At 63.9% G+C, this 14,820-nt stretch carries 17 protein-coding genes and 2 pseudogenes; 11 read left to right on the forward strand and 8 right to left on the reverse strand.

The window, feature by feature from the left end; all coding sequences use genetic code 11:
* Positions 1–68: 68 nt before the first annotated feature.
* The 3 genes from ACFWB0_RS21100 to ACFWB0_RS21110 all read right to left on the reverse strand — a co-directional run bounded on the left by ACFWB0_RS21100 (position 69) and on the right by ACFWB0_RS21110 (position 3,637).
* Positions 69–551, reverse strand: coding sequence for a hypothetical protein (locus ACFWB0_RS21100; protein WP_378492382.1), 483 nt, complete (start codon positions 549–551; stop codon positions 69–71).
* Between the two features lie 44 nt (positions 552–595).
* On the reverse strand, positions 596–2,389 hold the full coding sequence (locus ACFWB0_RS21105) for a thiamine pyrophosphate-requiring protein (RefSeq protein ID WP_378492383.1): 1,794 nt from the start codon (positions 2,387–2,389) through the stop codon (positions 596–598).
* A 66-nt stretch (positions 2,390–2,455) separates the two neighbouring features.
* A complete protein-coding gene (locus ACFWB0_RS21110) occupies positions 2,456–3,637 on the reverse strand; it encodes a zinc-dependent alcohol dehydrogenase (protein ID WP_378492384.1) in 1,182 nt (393 codons plus the stop codon).
* Positions 3,638–3,754: 117 nt separating this feature from the next.
* On the opposite strand from ACFWB0_RS21110, the pseudogene ACFWB0_RS21115 reads away from it, so the two are divergent.
* The 5 genes and pseudogenes from ACFWB0_RS21115 to ACFWB0_RS21135 all read left to right on the forward strand — a co-directional run.
* Positions 3,755–3,976 (forward strand): annotated as a pseudogene (locus ACFWB0_RS21115) (FAD-dependent oxidoreductase); the annotation flags it as partial.
* A 5-nt stretch (positions 3,977–3,981) separates the two neighbouring features.
* A pseudogene (locus ACFWB0_RS21120) lies at positions 3,982–4,317 on the forward strand (hypothetical protein); the annotation flags it as partial.
* Positions 4,318–4,322: 5 nt separating this feature from the next.
* Complete coding sequence (locus ACFWB0_RS21125) at positions 4,323–4,892, forward strand: type 1 glutamine amidotransferase domain-containing protein (protein WP_378492385.1); 570 nt, start codon at positions 4,323–4,325, stop codon at positions 4,890–4,892.
* Between the two features lie 28 nt (positions 4,893–4,920).
* Positions 4,921–6,333: a trehalose-6-phosphate synthase gene (locus tag ACFWB0_RS21130; RefSeq protein ID WP_378492400.1), complete on the forward strand. Its 1,413-nt coding sequence runs from the start codon at positions 4,921–4,923 to the stop codon at positions 6,331–6,333.
* Positions 6,334–6,491: 158 nt separating this feature from the next.
* On the forward strand, positions 6,492–7,157 hold the full coding sequence (locus ACFWB0_RS21135; RefSeq protein ID WP_378492386.1) for a PAS and ANTAR domain-containing protein: 666 nt from the start codon (positions 6,492–6,494) through the stop codon (positions 7,155–7,157).
* 62 nt (positions 7,158–7,219) lie between these two features.
* On the opposite strand, the gene ACFWB0_RS21140 is transcribed toward ACFWB0_RS21135, so the two are convergent.
* A complete protein-coding gene (locus ACFWB0_RS21140; RefSeq protein ID WP_378492387.1) occupies positions 7,220–7,456 on the reverse strand; it encodes a CsbD family protein in 237 nt (78 codons plus the stop codon).
* A gap of 83 nt (positions 7,457–7,539) precedes the next feature.
* Positions 7,540–7,785: a DUF6480 family protein gene (locus ACFWB0_RS21145; RefSeq protein WP_378492388.1), complete on the reverse strand. Its 246-nt coding sequence runs from the start codon at positions 7,783–7,785 to the stop codon at positions 7,540–7,542.
* A gap of 234 nt (positions 7,786–8,019) precedes the next feature.
* Between ACFWB0_RS21145 and ACFWB0_RS21150 the strand changes: the two genes are divergently transcribed.
* From ACFWB0_RS21150 to ACFWB0_RS21165, 4 genes are read left to right on the forward strand one after another with little or no spacing between them, the layout of a single operon-like run.
* Positions 8,020–8,259, forward strand: coding sequence for a hypothetical protein (locus tag ACFWB0_RS21150; protein ID WP_378492389.1), 240 nt, complete (start codon positions 8,020–8,022; stop codon positions 8,257–8,259).
* A gap of 9 nt (positions 8,260–8,268) precedes the next feature.
* Complete coding sequence (locus tag ACFWB0_RS21155) at positions 8,269–8,625, forward strand: hypothetical protein (protein WP_378492390.1); 357 nt, start codon at positions 8,269–8,271, stop codon at positions 8,623–8,625.
* A 57-nt stretch (positions 8,626–8,682) separates the two neighbouring features.
* Positions 8,683–9,063, forward strand: a complete 381-nt coding sequence (locus ACFWB0_RS21160; RefSeq protein WP_378492391.1) for a hypothetical protein — start codon at positions 8,683–8,685, stop codon at positions 9,061–9,063.
* A complete protein-coding gene (locus tag ACFWB0_RS21165) occupies positions 9,060–10,283 on the forward strand; it encodes a glycosyltransferase (RefSeq protein ID WP_378492392.1) in 1,224 nt (407 codons plus the stop codon). The genes ACFWB0_RS21160 and ACFWB0_RS21165 overlap by 4 nt, the downstream gene beginning before the upstream one ends.
* Before the next feature lie 122 nt (positions 10,284–10,405).
* Here the strand turns inward: ACFWB0_RS21165 and ACFWB0_RS21170 are convergent, their stop codons facing one another.
* Entirely contained in the window at positions 10,406–10,831 is a 426-nt protein-coding gene (locus ACFWB0_RS21170; RefSeq protein WP_378492393.1) for an STAS domain-containing protein, read from the reverse strand.
* Between the two features lie 330 nt (positions 10,832–11,161).
* Here ACFWB0_RS21170 and ACFWB0_RS21175 point away from each other — a divergent pair, with 330 nt between their 5' ends.
* Both ACFWB0_RS21175 and ACFWB0_RS21180 read left to right on the forward strand, forming a co-directional pair.
* Entirely contained in the window at positions 11,162–11,596 is a 435-nt protein-coding gene (locus ACFWB0_RS21175) for an ATP-binding protein (RefSeq protein WP_378492394.1), read from the forward strand.
* On the forward strand, positions 11,593–12,375 hold the full coding sequence (locus ACFWB0_RS21180) for a SigB/SigF/SigG family RNA polymerase sigma factor (RefSeq protein WP_378492395.1): 783 nt from the start codon (positions 11,593–11,595) through the stop codon (positions 12,373–12,375). The genes ACFWB0_RS21175 and ACFWB0_RS21180 overlap by 4 nt, the downstream gene beginning before the upstream one ends.
* A 45-nt stretch (positions 12,376–12,420) precedes the next feature.
* Here ACFWB0_RS21180 and ACFWB0_RS21185 read toward each other — a convergent pair whose 3' ends face one another.
* Both ACFWB0_RS21185 and ACFWB0_RS21190 read right to left on the reverse strand, forming a co-directional pair.
* Positions 12,421–13,482, reverse strand: a complete 1,062-nt coding sequence (locus tag ACFWB0_RS21185) for an NAD(P)-dependent alcohol dehydrogenase (protein WP_378492396.1) — start codon at positions 13,480–13,482, stop codon at positions 12,421–12,423.
* Positions 13,483–13,801: 319 nt separating this feature from the next.
* Positions 13,802–14,698, reverse strand: coding sequence for a 3-hydroxybutyryl-CoA dehydrogenase (locus ACFWB0_RS21190; RefSeq protein ID WP_378492397.1), 897 nt, complete (start codon positions 14,696–14,698; stop codon positions 13,802–13,804).
* Positions 14,699–14,820 lie beyond the last annotated feature (122 nt).

The following is a 14,820-nucleotide window of genomic DNA, read 5'->3' on the forward strand; positions in this document are numbered from 1 at the left end:
GACGTCGGCACCGGAGGTTCGTGCAAAACCTCGAACCCGGATTTCGTACGGAGCGCGTGGTCGAAGACTCACTCTTCTGCGGCGTGTCGCAGCCGCGCATCGAGAAGGCGGTCCAGCAGAGTCAGTGATTCGAGGAGAATATCGGCGCGAAGAGAAGTAGGTGCGTGGTCGGCATCGTCGAGGACTGTTCGGACGGTCTCGACGTCGTCGGCGAGTTCCGCTTCTACCGCCCGGGCAACGCACTGCACCGAGGGAGAGGCGTCGACGAAATCGACAGCACGACCATCCAGTGTGCGGAAGGTGAGCTGATATCCCGCTGGTTCCGGAGGCCCCCATTCCAGCGGCTCGTTGATGATTTCTGCGATCCTCGTGATCACCCATTCGAGTACGCGATCGTAGCGGACGTCGTCTTGCGCCGATGCGTCTCTGTTCGTCCGAGCGAGATCGCACACCGCTCGGACCAGAGTGCCGTTGTCACGTTCGTCCAGGACGGCGAGTAGACGTCCCGCTGCTCGTGCTTCCGGCTGAGCGAGGCCACCGCTGTGTGTCATGACTTTCGGGTTCCCACTTTCGCGGGATGCACACCCGCCCGGAGTCAGCCGTCGTCATGCGGAAGGAATTCCTGCGCTTTGGTCTTGACTCCGGTCTTGATGAATCCCCAGGCGTCTTCGTCGCCGTGTACAACCGCGGCGGTAGCGGATTTGAACTGCTCCCAGGTCGCGTGCGGCGGGATCGGCGGCATGTTCGGATCGGTGTACACGTCCAGGACAGTGGGCCGATCCGCCGACAGCGCCGCCTCCCACGCCCCCGCAAGTTGATCGGGAGCCGTGACGTTCGCCGCGCGCAAGCCGAGCCCCTCGGCGAACGCAGCATAGTCGACGTCCGGAATAGTTTGAGAGGGAGCAAATTTCGGCGCACCGGACATCGCCCGCATCTCCCACGTCACCTGATTCAGGTCGTTGTTGTGCAGGATCGCAACTATGAGCCGCGGATCGTCCCACTCCTGCCAGTAGTGCTTGATGGTGATCAGCTCGGCAAGTCCGTTCATCTGCATCGCACCGTCGCCGACAAGCGCGATCACTGGACGTTCCGGGTGGGCGAATTTGGCGCCGATCCCGTAGGGGACACCGGGACCCATGGTCGCCAGGGTCCCCGAGAGGGAGCCGCGCATACGACCACGAAACCGCAATTGGCGGGCGTACCAGTTGGCCGCGGAGCCGGAGTCTGCGGTGACGATCGCATCATCGGGTAGGCGAGGCGAGAGTTCGGAGAACAACCGCAGCGGATTGACCGGATCGGCGTCCACCTGCGCTTGCATCTCCATGGTCTCCCACCAGCGCGCCACCTCGGCTTCGATTCCCTCTCGCCACGACCGATCCTCCTTGCGAACGAGGTGCGGAATCAGGGCACGCAAGGCTGTTTTCGCATCGGCGACGAGATTGACCTCGTTGGGATAGCGCATACCGATCATGTGACCGTCGATGTCGATCTGTACGCCGCGGGCCTGGTCGTAGTCGGGCAGGAACTGGCTGTACGGAAATGACGAGCCGATGGTCAGAAGGGTGTCGCAGCCGGCCATCATCTCGTAGCTCGGGCGGGTGCCCAGCAGTCCGATCGCACCGGTGACCCACCCCAGTTCATCGGAGAGCACGTCTTTGCCCAGGAGCGCTTTGGCGGCGCCTGCACCGAGCAGTTCGGCAACCTCCGCGATCTCTTCGTGTGCACCTCGCGCACCTTGCCCCACCAACAGGGCGACCTTGTCGCCGGAGTTGAGGATCTCCGCAGCCCGTACCACCGCGGTCTCGTCGGGAGCCAGGGTCGGGGTATCGAATCCGATGCTCGACGGCACCATCTTGAACTCGTGTGTCGGCGGGGAGTAGTCGAGTTCCTGGACGTCCGCCGGAATGATCAGCGCGGTGGGGGCCCGTCGGGTCGACGCTGTCCGGATCGCCCGGTCGAGTGCGTTGGGCAATTGCTCGGGCACTGTCACCATCTGCACGTAGTCGCTGGCCACGTCCTTGTACAGGCTGAGCAGGTCAACCTCCTGCTGGTACGAGCCGCCCATAGCGGATCGGTTCGTCTGCCCGACGATCGCGACCACCGGTACGTGATCGAGTTTCGCATCGTAGAGGCCGTTGAGCAGATGTATCGCGCCCGGCCCGGAGGTGGCAACGCATACCCCGACACGTCCCGAAAATTTCGCGTACCCGACGGCTTCGAACGCGCACATCTCCTCGTGCCGCGCCTGAACGAACCGCGGCGTGTTTCCGGCGCGCTCCCAGGCCGCGAGGATGCCGTTTATCCCGTCACCTGCATATCCGAACACGTGCTCGACTCCCCAGGTACGCAACCGTTCGAGCAGGTAGTCGGCAACATTCCGCTTGGCCATCGAATCCTCCTTCAGCGCAAGGGGCCCGCACGCGCGAGAGCGTCGGGCAGGACGCACGACATTCCGTCAGGGAGTGAAGACGACCTTCACTGCACCGTCCTGCTTTCGCTGGAAGATGTCGTATGCGTGTGGTGCGTCCGACAGCGGCAGTCGGTGCGTCGCAAAAGTATCCACCCCGAGGGGATCGTCGTCCGTGAGGAGCGGCAGGATCTCGGGCACCCACCGCAGCACATTCGCCTGGCCCATGCGCAAACGTATCTGTTTGTCGAACAAGGTCATCATCGGCATCGGATCGCTCATTCCGCCGTACACACCGATCAAGGAGATGGTGCCGCCGCGGCGCACCACGTCGATCGCGGTGTACAGGGCGTTCAAGCGATCGACTCCCGCCTTCTCCATCAACGGCGCGGCGATCGCCGAAGGCAGGTAGCCGGTAGCGCTCTGAGCAAACTTGGCGACGCGCGAGCCGTGTGCTTCCATGCCGACCGCGTCGATCACCGAATCGCTGCCACGCCCATCGGTGCGGTCGCGGATGAGGTCGGCGAGGTCCGAACCGGCATCGCCGAGATCGATGACCTCCATCCCTCGCGCCGCTGCCCGCGCCAGCCGCTCCGGTACGAGGTCGACTGCGATGACCCGTGCTCCACGATGCATCGCGACCCGGCCCGCCATATCGCCGATCGGACCGAGACCGAGGACCGTAACGGTGCCTCCGTCCGGGATCTCGGCGTAATCGACGGCCTGCCATGCGGTCGGTAGAACATCCGAGAGGTACGCGAATCGATCGTCTGCGGGGCCTTGCGGGACTTTGATGTGGGTCGCATCGGCGTGGGGAACCCGCAGATACTCTGCCTGCCCGCCGGGCACGCTGCCGTACAGCTTCGAATAGCCGAACAGCGCGGCCCCGCTCCCCTGCTCACGCACCTGCGTGGTCTCGCACTGCGAGTGGAGTCCGTGATCGCACATGAAGCAGTGTCCGCACGAGATCTGGAACGGAATGACCACGCGGTCACCGCGGGTGAGGTTCGTGACGGCAGACCCCACCTCCTCCACAATGCCCATCGGTTCGTGACCGAGGATGTCCCCCGGTGTCATGAAGGCGCCGAGCACTTCGTACAAGTGCAGATCGGAACCGCAGAGATTGGTGGTGGTGACCTTGATGATTGCGTCGGTCGGCTCTTCGATTCGTGGGTCGGGGACGGTATCGACACTCACTTCACGTCGACCCTGCCATGTGACTGCTTTCATTTCGCTCCTCCGTTCCTCGAGACGTGAACATCGGCGTACCCGTGCCACCTCGAGGCAAACGAGCGGACCGTGGAACATCCGCAGCATGAAATCGCCCGCGACGGGTATGTCGTGGAAATGAACTCCCCCGGTGATTCCCGGATCGGTGACGAAGCGCGGTCCTTGTGGCACACCCGAGATGTCGACGCTCACGTGCATGACACCTGGCCTCAGCGCGCCGACGCCTACGACACCGTCGTCGTCGGGGGCGGACTCACGGGCGTTGTCACGGCCTTGCTGGCGACGCGTGCGGGTCAGCGGGTGGCACTGATCGAAGCGCGCGACATCGGCGCGGTGACCACAGGAAACACCACCGGCTGCCGGCCCGCCTCGTACGCGAGACCCGGCTTCCCTACACAGTCACCGCCGCAGTCCTCGTGCCGAATCAGGTTCAATTCGACCCGATGCCCATGCTGCGCGCTGCGGTACAGGAGATTCGCGACCTCTGCGGAGATGTGTTCACACACCTCAGAATTCGTACGGTGCGCACCGACAGTTCGGGTTGCACGGTGGTGACCGGCGATGGCGACGTACGCACGGACCACGTCGTGCTGACCACCGGGATACCCATTCTCGATCGAGGTGGGTTCTTCGCCCGGCCCGCCGGGTATGCGGGAGCAACGACGTCGAAGAAGGGTTGATCATCATGAGCACAGCACAGAGTGGACGCCTGACGGGCCGAACCATTGCCATCCTTGCGACCCACGGTGTCGAGGAGGTGGAACTCGTGGAGCCGCGCCGCGCAGTGGAGAAGGAAGGAGCCACGGTGCGATTGCTGTCGCTGGAAAGAGGAGAGATCCAGGCGATGGAGAAGGACGTGCATGCCGCGGGAAAGCACCCGGTCGACCAGGTGGTCGCGGAGGCGTCGGTCGACGACTACGACGGACTGCTTCTGCCGGGTGGGACGACCAACCCCGATCATCTCCGGCAGGACGAGAAAGCAGTGGCGTTCGTCCGAGACTTCGTCACCTCGGGACGGCCCGTCGGCGTCATCTGCCACGGACCGTGGACACTCGTCGAAGCCGACGTCGTGCGTGACCGCACGCTGACGTCGTATCCGAGTGTCCGGACAGATATCCGCAACGCAGGCGGCACGGTGGTCGACAAGGAAGTGGTGATCGACCGGAACCTGGTGTCGAGCCGCAACCCGGACGACCTACCCGCATTCTGCTCTGCAGTCGTCGATGTGTTCGCGAAATCGGAGACGTCGAAGTGATAGGCCAGAGATAGGTGCCACGGTCGTGCTGAGCGAACACAGTCCCCATGACTTCGTGGTGGTCGCGAACCGGTTACCGATCGATCTCGTCACGCCGTCCGACGACGAGCCGCCGCAATGGCAACGCAGCCCCGGTGGTCTCGTCACCGCCCTCGAACCGGTGCTTCGATCCGTCGACGGCGCATGGGTCGGGTGGACCGGCACTGCCGACATCGATCTCGACCCCTTCGTCGAGGACGGGTTGACGCTCCACCCGGTCCGGCTGAGTGAGAGTGAAGTGGCCGAATACTACGAGGGCTTCTCCAACGCGACACTGTGGCCGCTCTATCACGACGCGCTGGTGGCCCCCACCTTCGATCGACGGTGGTGGCTCACCTACCGAGAAGTCAACCGCCGCTTCGCGGAAGCCACCGCGCGGGCCGCCGCCCCAGGTGCCACGGTGTGGGTCCACGATTATCAGCTTCAACTCGTGCCGCGAATGCTCCGCGAGCTGCGTCCCGACGTCACGATCGGTTTCTTCCTGCACATTCCGTTCCCGCCGCCCGAACTGTTCCTGCAGTTGCCCTGGCGCAAAGCGGTCGTCGACGGTCTACTCGGCGCCGATCTCGTCGGATTCCACCTTCCGGGAGGTGCCGAGAACTTCCGGTATCTGACTCGACGACTCTTCGACCTGCCCAGCACCCATCGCCGGTCCGAAGGCGGTCGGATCGACCTCGGGACCAGGAACGTGCACGTGGACGCATTCCCGATCTCCATCGACGCGTCCGGGCTCCGTGACCATTCCTTGGAGCCGAGCACGGCGCTGCGCGCAAAGCAGATCCGAGAAGAGCTCGGAAATCCCGAGATCTTCCTGCTCGGCGTGGACCGACTCGACTACACCAAGGGCATCAACGTGCGCCTCGATGCTCTCCGGGAGCTGTTCGAGGACGGAGCACTCGATCCCTACAAGACCGCCATGGTGCAACTCGCGACCCCCAGCCGCGAGCGTCTCGAGGCCTATGCCTCGCTGCGGAACGACGTCGAACGAGAAGTGGGGCGCATCAACGGCGAATTCGGCCGCGTGGGCAGCCCCGTCGTGCACTACATTCACCGTCCGGTTGCACGCGACGAACTCGTCGCGATGTATGCGGGAGCAGACATCATGCTGGTCACGCCGTTGCGCGACGGTATGAACCTGGTCGCGAAGGAGTACGTGGCCTGCCATAGCGACGGGAAGGGAGCATTGGTTCTGAGCGAATTCGCCGGCGCCGCCGCCGAATTACGTCGCGCCTTGCTGGTCAATCCACACGACCTCGAGGACGTGAAGAACGCGATACTCGCAGCCGTGCGATCCGATGATCCCGGATTGACACGACGGATGCGTTCGATGCACAACCAGGTGATGACCCACGACGTCGACCGCTGGGCGCACAGCTTCCTCGGTGCCTTGCGCGCGGCGTGATCCGCGGCATCGATCCGTACACTTCGGCCGGTCACTCGACGGTCGGACACTCGCGACATACCTGACATTCCGCGTGTTACCCGAGGTGAGCGCGTGCCTCCGACGATGTTGTCGGCCCGAGGACTGCTCCCCGTACGGATTGACGCATAATCTGTCCTATGAAGGACCGTGCCGCCGCCCTCGAGGAAGCTGTAACCCACCCGGGCTCATCCCCGCATGTCGGGAGTTTCCGGTATCTGCTTGCCGACGACAAGTGGAAGTGGTCCGACGCAGTGGCCGCCATGCACGGCTATGCGCCGGGCACAGTGCAGCCCACCACCGCGTTGCTGCTGCAGCACAAGCATCCCGATGACAAGAAGCAACTCGCAGAACTGCTCGAGGCGGTGCGCACGACGGGCGAGCCGTTCAGCAGCAGGCATCGCATCATCGATACCGCAGGCAACACCAAGAATGTGGCCGTGATCGGCGACCGCCTGATCGACGTGAACGGCACCGTACTGGGCACAAGCGGGTTCTATCTCGACCTGTCGGAAGCACTCGGAGAAGATATCCGTGAAGGCGTGGACGAGGCGGTGTCAGCGCTTGCCGAGGCACGCGCCGTGATCGAGCAGGCCAAAGGCATCCTGATGGTGGTGTACGCCATTCCCGCCCAACGCGCCTTCGAAATCCTCATCTGGCGTTCACAGGAGACCAATGTCAAGGTACGGACGCTGTCGGAACACCTCGTGGCGGAGGCGACCACCGGCGCGGGCGCGCACTCCCTCTCTCGCACGGATTTCGATCATCTGTTGATGACATTGCACGACCGAGTGCCCGAGGCCTGATCCAGGCCTCGGGCACCCCCCGACAGCTACTGATGCGTACCGGGCTACTGCCGGTGAAACGGCTACTGTTGTGAGCGCTGACGCGCTTCGTCCACTTCGGCTTCGGCGCGCGCCTTCTCCGCCTCCGCTTCCTTCTTCGCAGCTTCGCGCTGGCTCTCTGCCTTGTCTTGCTGGGCGCGGCCTTCGCGGGTGAGGTCGTCGTTTCCACTCACTGCACCAGCGGCTTCCTTGACTTTTCCCTTGACACCTTCGACGGCTCCCTTGATGCCTTCGCTGGGGCCACTCTTCTCGTCTGCCATTGATAACTCCCTACTCGTGTCGATTCGTTCTGGTTCAGCCGTGTCGTCCACCTGTATCGCGCACCACCGGGTCTGCTCGATCGTCAGAGCAGAATCCCGACGATCACCGCCGCGAAAAGCACGACGATCACCACGACCGCGACCAACGACATCCACCCCGTAGGCGGAAACCTGAAGCTCGTTCGCGGCTCCGGCGCGGACAGGCCCGATGTTTCCGACGACTCGGGCGGAGTCGAACCGGGGCTCACTCCGCCGCCGACCTCGAGATCCGGCGTGCGATCGGGACGCGGATCCGTATTTCCATGCGGTTCGGGATCTGAGACGCTCATGTGTCCCTCCTCGGTTCGGCGACGCGAGTCCGTCGATCCAGTACCCGCAAGGCGGCAACAACGCCCCTGATGCGGGCGGTCCGATATCGGATGCCCGTTCGCCAGGCCACTGAAACCTGATCGCTTCCGAATTCTCTGCGAAAGGCCCGTACGCCTACTGCGCTGGGGTTTGCCCTCCCACCGGGCTGGGCACCCGATGTGTACGGAAGGCCCATCGACGATAGGAGTTGTGCCATGCCCACGTGCGATACCTGTGGCAACGACTACGACAAGACCTTCACCGTCACACGCGGGAATGTCACCGGCACATACGACAGTTTCGAGTGCGCAGTCAACGCCATGGCGCCCGAATGCGCACACTGCCACTGCAGAATCCTCGGTCACGGAGTCGAGGCGAGCGGCGTGATGTTCTGCTGCGCCCACTGTGCGCGCCAGGCTGGCCACGAACAACTCGCCGATCGCGTCGAAAGCTGACATTCGGCCATGACTCAGGATGTGGAGAAACGCTGGCGGGACCCCAAAGCATTCCGTAGCGCAGCCCGGTATGCGGCCATTGTGATCGCACTCGCGTTGCTGATCATGGCCGGAGTGATCGTATGGTCGGCGACGTCCGGCGATAGTTGCGCAGACGCCGAATTCGCAGTGTGTACGGATCCCGCCCGGCAGATTCTCGTGTTCGGCCCAGTCGTCATCCTTCTGCTGGGAGGGCTCGGCGCATTCGTCCAGACCTACCGAGTGTGGAGGGATGGCGGACGGTGGCCGATCTGGCACGGCGCCGGCTGGGCGCTTTTCGTCCTGATGGTGATGTACGCCGGCATTTCGGCGGGGGTCGCGACGTAGCGCCAGGCGGAAGACATCGAAAGGTTTGGGCGGACACGGCACGGGAACCCCTTCTTCATGGCGGGCAAACCGTACAACATACTTCTGTGGCTTGTGCACGGCTCCTGGACGACCTCGTTCGTACAGGAGCCGTACCGCTACCTGCTGCCCTCCTTGCCCGACGCCGGCCCGTGGAGACGCGGCCGGTGCGGGTGGCCCGGTCCGCGCACTGCCGTGAACTTCACTGCACACGAACTTGTTTCGGCCGACATCGATGCGGTGATCCTGCAGCGGCCCGCCTCGACCCTCCGCACGGCAGTGGAGCGCGTCGTTCACGAGTCCGCAGCATCGTGTGGAAAGGCCGCACGCAGAGCCGGAGTGGAGGCATACGGTCTCGATCGATTTCTCTCCGATTGGAACGCACTGGTGGCCACCGTCCATCGGAAAGGAAGCCGATGAAGATCTCGATGGTATCCGAACACGCGAGTCCACTCGCTGCTCTCGGTGGCGCCGACGCCGGTCTCCAGAGTGTCCACGTCGCAGAACTCTCCGCAGCGTTGGCGCGTGCCGGACACCGGGTCGTGGTGTACACCCGCCGCGAGAGGCCCGATCTTCCCGAACGTGTACGCGCCGAGGGGGACTACGAGGTGGTGCACGTGCCGGCGGGTCCACCTGAACAGCTATCGAAGGACGATTTACTACCCCTCATGGGAGGATTCGGAGCGTTCCTCGAGCAAGAATGGTCTCGCGACCTTCCGGATGTCGCGCACGCACACTTCTGGATGTCAGGAATCGCCACTCAACTGGCGGCGCGGGAGCTGGGTGTTCCGACAGTGCAGACCTTCCATGAACTGGGCGTGGTGAAGCATCGACATCAGGGCTCCGCAGATACCAGCCCACCAGACCGGATCCGTCTCGAGAAGCTCATTTCCCGCGGTGCCACGAGAGTGATAGCGACCTGCTCCGACGAAGTGTTCGAGCTCGCCAGGATGGGTCTGCCTCGCTCGCGCACTTCGGTCGTTCCCTGTGGTGTAGATCCGACCCAGTTCCAACCGACCGGCTCCACCATCCTCCCCCGTCGAACGAAGCATCGTATCGTCACCGCAGGAAGACTTGTTCCCCGAAAGGGTTTCGACGTCGCGATCGAGGCGTTGACGATGCTTCCCGACACCGAACTCGTCGTGGCCGGAGGCCCACTGGATGGCGACCTGTCCGGCGATCCCGAAGCAACACGACTCACCGAAGTTGCACGACGGCACGGCGTGCACGACCGCGTACAGATGCCCGGCCGGATCACACGCGCACAGATGCCCGCACTCCTGCGCTCGGCGGACATCGTCGTATGCGACCCCTGGTACGAACCGTTCGGCATCGTCCCCCTCGAGGCCATGGCGTGTGGACGAGCGGTGATCGCAGCCGCGGTCGGAGGAATGCTCGACACCGTGGTCGACGGCATGACCGGCCTTCTCGTGCCGCCGCGCTCACCCGAAGCACTTGTGAAGGCGGCACGCCGACTGCTCGGCAATCCGACGACACGCGACTCCTACGGGATCGCCGGTCGCGACCGTGCAGTCGCGAGATACTCCTGGGATCGTGTCGCGGCAGACACGGCGCGCGTATACGACCGGTGCATTCCCGTACGTCGCGCTTCATCCACCGCCCAGGTAGGGACGCGGTAGTGCGTCCCGCAGGAACAGCCCTGGTCTGGCCGAAAAGGCGTTGCCGCACAAGGATTCACCCTGCACGGCAACGTCTTCGCGACCCGCTGACCACTACAGCCTGCCGCGATCTTCGGATGGTTTCAGGCTGCGGGGTGCAGCGCTCTCATGGCACTTTCCAGCGAGGTATATGCGGGAACACGCTGGTCGGGGTCGATGATGCGCAACAGTCGCTGAACCGGCCTCCCACAGACGAGCGCCCAACGCGCCCCGGCCCCACCACTCTCCCCGTCGAGCTCCTCGAACACCCGCAGGCCCGCCGTGCCGAAGAACTCGACCTCGGAAAGATCGAGAATCACACGTGACGAGGAGCGAAGCTGCCCCAGCGCGAAGTCACTCAGCGCCACCGCGTTACGGATATCGATTTCGCCGGCCACACCGACACGAACGAGGGTCGAGCTGATTTTCTGCGCGCAGAATTGCGCGCCCGCGCCGAACCCGATCGAACCACTGGGCGGGACGGCCTGCATCGACCGAATCGGCGCAGTGAGACTCTCTGTAGCAGTCATTGCACTTCCCAACATCTGAGAAATTTGAAAGGCGCTACAGATGCGGCGACGGCAGCAGTGGTACGTGAGCGTCCACCGGAACACCGCGCACCGAGTGACGCCTTCGAGTTCCAGGCTGTGTGCTCAACCGCTTTCAACGATAGCAGAGTCAGCGGGTACTCAACCCGATCGGATTCTGCTGCAAGTGTCCGACCGCCCGAAGAACCGGGCACATTCCCGAAGGATCATCCCCGAGGATTGAACTCACACCGGCTGGGTAGTCTCACGGACGGACACACACCGACGACATAGACCCCGCACTCAACTCGCAGTCACGGAGAAACAACACTCATGGCGAAATCCGCGTCGGCAGATTCGGCACACGAACGCACCCACCCGATAGTCGAGCTACGAGTACAAGCCGACGCCGCGCAGCTTTCGGTGCTGCGCGCGGTTGCCGCAGCAATCGCACTGCAGCACGACTTCGACCTCGACACGGTGGAAGACATCAAACTTGCCATCGACGAGGCCGCCACCCGACTGATCATGAATTCGACGGACAGGTCGACCCTGTCGTGCACGTTCGAGGTCACCGTGTCCCGAGTGAACATCAACCTGTCGGCGCACACCCACACCGGTACATCCAGCAGCCAGCCTCGCTCGTTCGGATGGCATGTACTCAACTCACTCACCGATTCGGTGTCCGTATCCTCCGATACCGACGCCAGCGGTGCAACGGTGAGCACCATCGGTCTTGCAATCTCCAAAGGTAGCGCCGCTCGGTGAGCCGGACCACGGGAAGATCGAACGACGAGTACACCGACGTCGTCGACGAGCTGAAGAAGATCGCCGAGCTCGACGACGAGAACCCGGAACGCTCTGCGATCCGTGATCGCGTCGTCGAACGTTGCCTGCCACTCGCCGAACACATCGCACGCCGCTTCGACGGTCGCGGCGAGGCGTTCGAAGATCTCGTGCAGGTCGCCCGGCTCGGCCTGGTGAACGCTGTCGACAGGTTCGACGCGGACCGCGGAGCCGACTTCGTGTCGTTCGCGGTGCCCACCATCATGGGCGAGGTCCGCCGACACTTCCGCGACACCGCATGGGCCGTGCGGGTCCCACGTCGCATGAAGGAACTGCACCTGTCGTTGAGCCATGCCACCGCCGACCTGTCGCAGCGTCTGGGTCGCGCGCCCTCGGCGAAGGAGCTCGCGCAGGAGCTGGGCATCGACCAGGAAGAGGTGTTGCAGGGGCTGGTCGCGGGCAACGCCTACACGACGATTTCCGTGGATCGTTCGTCGTCACAGGCCGAGGACGGACTCACTCTGGCCGACACGCTCGGCGAGTACGACGCTGCCCTCGACGAGGTCGAGAACAGCGAGGCGCTGCGCCCACTGCTCGACGCGCTACCGGAACGCGAACGATCCATCGTCATGCTGCGGTTCTTCGGCAACATGACCCAGACGCAGATCGCCGAACGGGTCGGAGTATCGCAGATGCACGTCTCTCGCCTGCTGGCAAAGACTCTCGCGCAACTCCGTGATCAGCTCGGTGACAATTTCTGACCGGCCCGTTGACCGTCGCCGGATCGGAATGTCCCCGCTTTCGGCTCAGAATGTGGCAGCGTCGATGACGAATCGGTACCGCACGTCGCTCGCCACGACACGGTCGTAGGCCTCGTTGATACGATCCGCCGAGATCAACTCGATCTCGGCGGCAATGCCGTTCGCCGCACAGAACTCGAGCATCTCCTGAGTCAGTGCGATACCTCCGACATTCGACCCCGCGATCGCCCGGTCGTTGTTGCCGAGGGAGAACGCGCGCAGCGACAACGGGTTCTCGGGCAACCCGAGCTCGACCAGGACACCCTGCAGCGACAGCAGAGACAGGTACCGATCCAGGTCGAGGTTGACCGACACGGTGTTGAGGATCAGGTCGAACTTGCCGCGAAGCTCCTTGAAGATCGTCTGATCGGTGGTGGCGCGGTAATCGACGGCGCCGAAACGCAGGCCGTCCTCCTTCTTCGCGAGGGTGTGGCTGAGTACGGTGACCTCCGCGCCGAGCGCAGCGGCAATCTTGACACCGACGTGTCCGAGACCGCCCATGCCGATGATCGCGACCTTGGTGCCGGGGCCCGCCTTCCACCGCTTCAGCGGTGAGTACAAGGTGATGCCCGCACACAGTAACGGCGCCGCCGCGGCGGGATCGAGCCCGTCCGGCACGCTCAGCACGAAGTGTTCGGTGACGACGATGTGCGTCGAGTAGCCGCCCTGGGTGACCTGGCCATCGCGGCCGACGGAGTTGTACGTCGCGGTGACCCGGTTGACGCAGTGCTGTTCGAAACCTGTGCTGCACGGGTCGCACTCACCGCAGGAATCGACGAAGCATCCGACGCCGACCCGATCGCCGACGATGCGCTTCGTGACCTCGGAGCCGATGGCGGCGACGCGTCCGACGATCTCGTGACCGGGCACGATCGGGTACTTCGTACCGCCCCATTCGTTGCGGGCCACGTGGATGTCCGAGTGGCAGATGCCCGCGAATTCGATCTCGATCAGCACGTCACGCGGCCCCAGCGGGCGGCGCTCGATCGTCGTCTTCGTCAGTGGGGCATCCGCAGAGGTGGCGGTGAATGCAGCAGCAGTGATGGTCGGAACAGCCGAGTCGCTCATACCTCTATGCCTACTCTTCCCTGAACGACCGTGCGCCCGCGGGTGCGCGCCGCCGCGACGAGGTTGCGCAGTGACGGCTCGATCTGCCCGTTCCGGCGGGGCTCGAGACCACCGTCCGGGTTCGCCCACCGCCGGTCGAGGTCCACCGATTCGGCTGCTCGGTCAGCAACTCGAGTACCCAACCGATCGACTAGGAATCGAGAGCGCGTGTGAGTTCGCGGCGAGGCCCGATGCGCGAATAACCGAGGACGCTCGAGCCGTGGCCTGCCATGGCGGAATCGACCTCTCCCTCGTGCACATCGCGATGGGCGCTGCCCGACTAGCCGGCTTTCTTGGTCGCACGACCGTTGTCGGCGTATTCGTAGAAGCCGGCTCCCGACTTCTTGCCGACCAGTCCGGCCTCGACCATACGGAGCAGCAGTGGGGGCGCCGAGTACAGCGGCTCCTTGAACTCGTCGTACATGGAGTCCGCGATCGACTTGACGGTGTCGAGCCCGACGAGATCGGTCAGCGCGAGCGGACCCATCGGATGAGCGCACCCGAGCACCATCGCCTTGTCGACGTCCTCCTTGGTGGCAAAACCGGATTCGACCATCCGCACCGCCGACAGAAGGTAGGGCACGAGCAGTGCGTTCGCGATGAACCCAGCTCGATCGGACGATCGGACGACCTGCTTGCCGAGGATGTCGCCGGCGAAGGCCTCCGCGCGTTCCGACACCGCGCGGCTGGTCTTGAGGGTGGTCACGATCTCGACCAGAGGGAGTACCGGTACCGGATTGAAGAAGTGCATTCCGATGACGCGGTCGGGTGATGAGGTCGCGATACCGAGCTTCATGATCGGGATCGACGACGTGTTGGAGGCGAGTACCGCATCAGGATCGGTGACGACCTTGTCCAGCTTCGTGAAGATCTCCGCCTTGACCTTCTCGTCCTCCACGACGGCTTCCACTACGAGCTGTCGATCGGCGAAGTCCTCGAGATCGGAGGTGAAGCGCAGCCGCCATGCGGCCTGTTCGCGCTCACGTTCGGTGATCTTCCCGGTACTCACTCCGCGGTCGAGCGACCGGAGGATCCGTGCGCGTCCGGCTGCCGCGAGTTCGCGGGTCTGCTCGAACACCAGGACGTCGACATGAGCGCGCGCACACACCTCGGCGATACCCGAGCCCATGATGCCGGCGCCGAGCACACCGACGCGCTGAATCTTGTCGCTGGCCACGTCAGCTCTCCCTCAACCTTGACTGCGCTACGGTGACAACAAATCTGGTGAACACATGGACAACTCACCGGGTACGTCCACAAGCCTCGGGTTTCGACACCGGCGGCCCGCAACGAAGGTTG

Origin of the sequence: Rhodococcus sp. NPDC060086, assembly GCF_042730275.1 — a bacterium.
In the GTDB taxonomy this organism is placed as follows: Bacteria; Actinomycetota; Actinomycetes; order Mycobacteriales; family Mycobacteriaceae; genus Rhodococcus.

Coding starts and splice junctions, on each gene's coding strand:
- ACFWB0_RS21160 (WP_378492391.1), top strand. CDS start 8,683: ATGGCGGGCAAACCGTACAACATACTTCTGTGGCTTGTGCACGGCTCC.
- ACFWB0_RS21175 (WP_378492394.1), top strand. CDS start 11,162: ATGGCGAAATCCGCGTCGGCAGATTCGGCACACGAACGCACCCACCCG.
- ACFWB0_RS21110 (WP_378492384.1), bottom strand. CDS start 3,637: ATGAAAGCAGTCACATGGCAGGGTCGACGTGAAGTGAGTGTCGATACC.
- ACFWB0_RS21125 (WP_378492385.1), top strand. CDS start 4,323: ATGAGCACAGCACAGAGTGGACGCCTGACGGGCCGAACCATTGCCATC.
- ACFWB0_RS21155 (WP_378492390.1), top strand. CDS start 8,269: ATGACTCAGGATGTGGAGAAACGCTGGCGGGACCCCAAAGCATTCCGT.
- ACFWB0_RS21165 (WP_378492392.1), top strand. CDS start 9,060: ATGAAGATCTCGATGGTATCCGAACACGCGAGTCCACTCGCTGCTCTC.
- ACFWB0_RS21150 (WP_378492389.1), top strand. CDS start 8,020: ATGCCCACGTGCGATACCTGTGGCAACGACTACGACAAGACCTTCACC.
- ACFWB0_RS21145 (WP_378492388.1), bottom strand. CDS start 7,785: ATGAGCGTCTCAGATCCCGAACCGCATGGAAATACGGATCCGCGTCCC.
- ACFWB0_RS21185 (WP_378492396.1), bottom strand. CDS start 13,482: ATGAGCGACTCGGCTGTTCCGACCATCACTGCTGCTGCATTCACCGCC.
- ACFWB0_RS21100 (WP_378492382.1), bottom strand. CDS start 551: ATGACACACAGCGGTGGCCTCGCTCAGCCGGAAGCACGAGCAGCGGGA.
- ACFWB0_RS21135 (WP_378492386.1), top strand. CDS start 6,492: ATGAAGGACCGTGCCGCCGCCCTCGAGGAAGCTGTAACCCACCCGGGC.
- ACFWB0_RS21170 (WP_378492393.1), bottom strand. CDS start 10,831: ATGACTGCTACAGAGAGTCTCACTGCGCCGATTCGGTCGATGCAGGCC.
- ACFWB0_RS21105 (WP_378492383.1), bottom strand. CDS start 2,389: ATGGCCAAGCGGAATGTTGCCGACTACCTGCTCGAACGGTTGCGTACC.
- ACFWB0_RS21140 (WP_378492387.1), bottom strand. CDS start 7,456: ATGGCAGACGAGAAGAGTGGCCCCAGCGAAGGCATCAAGGGAGCCGTC.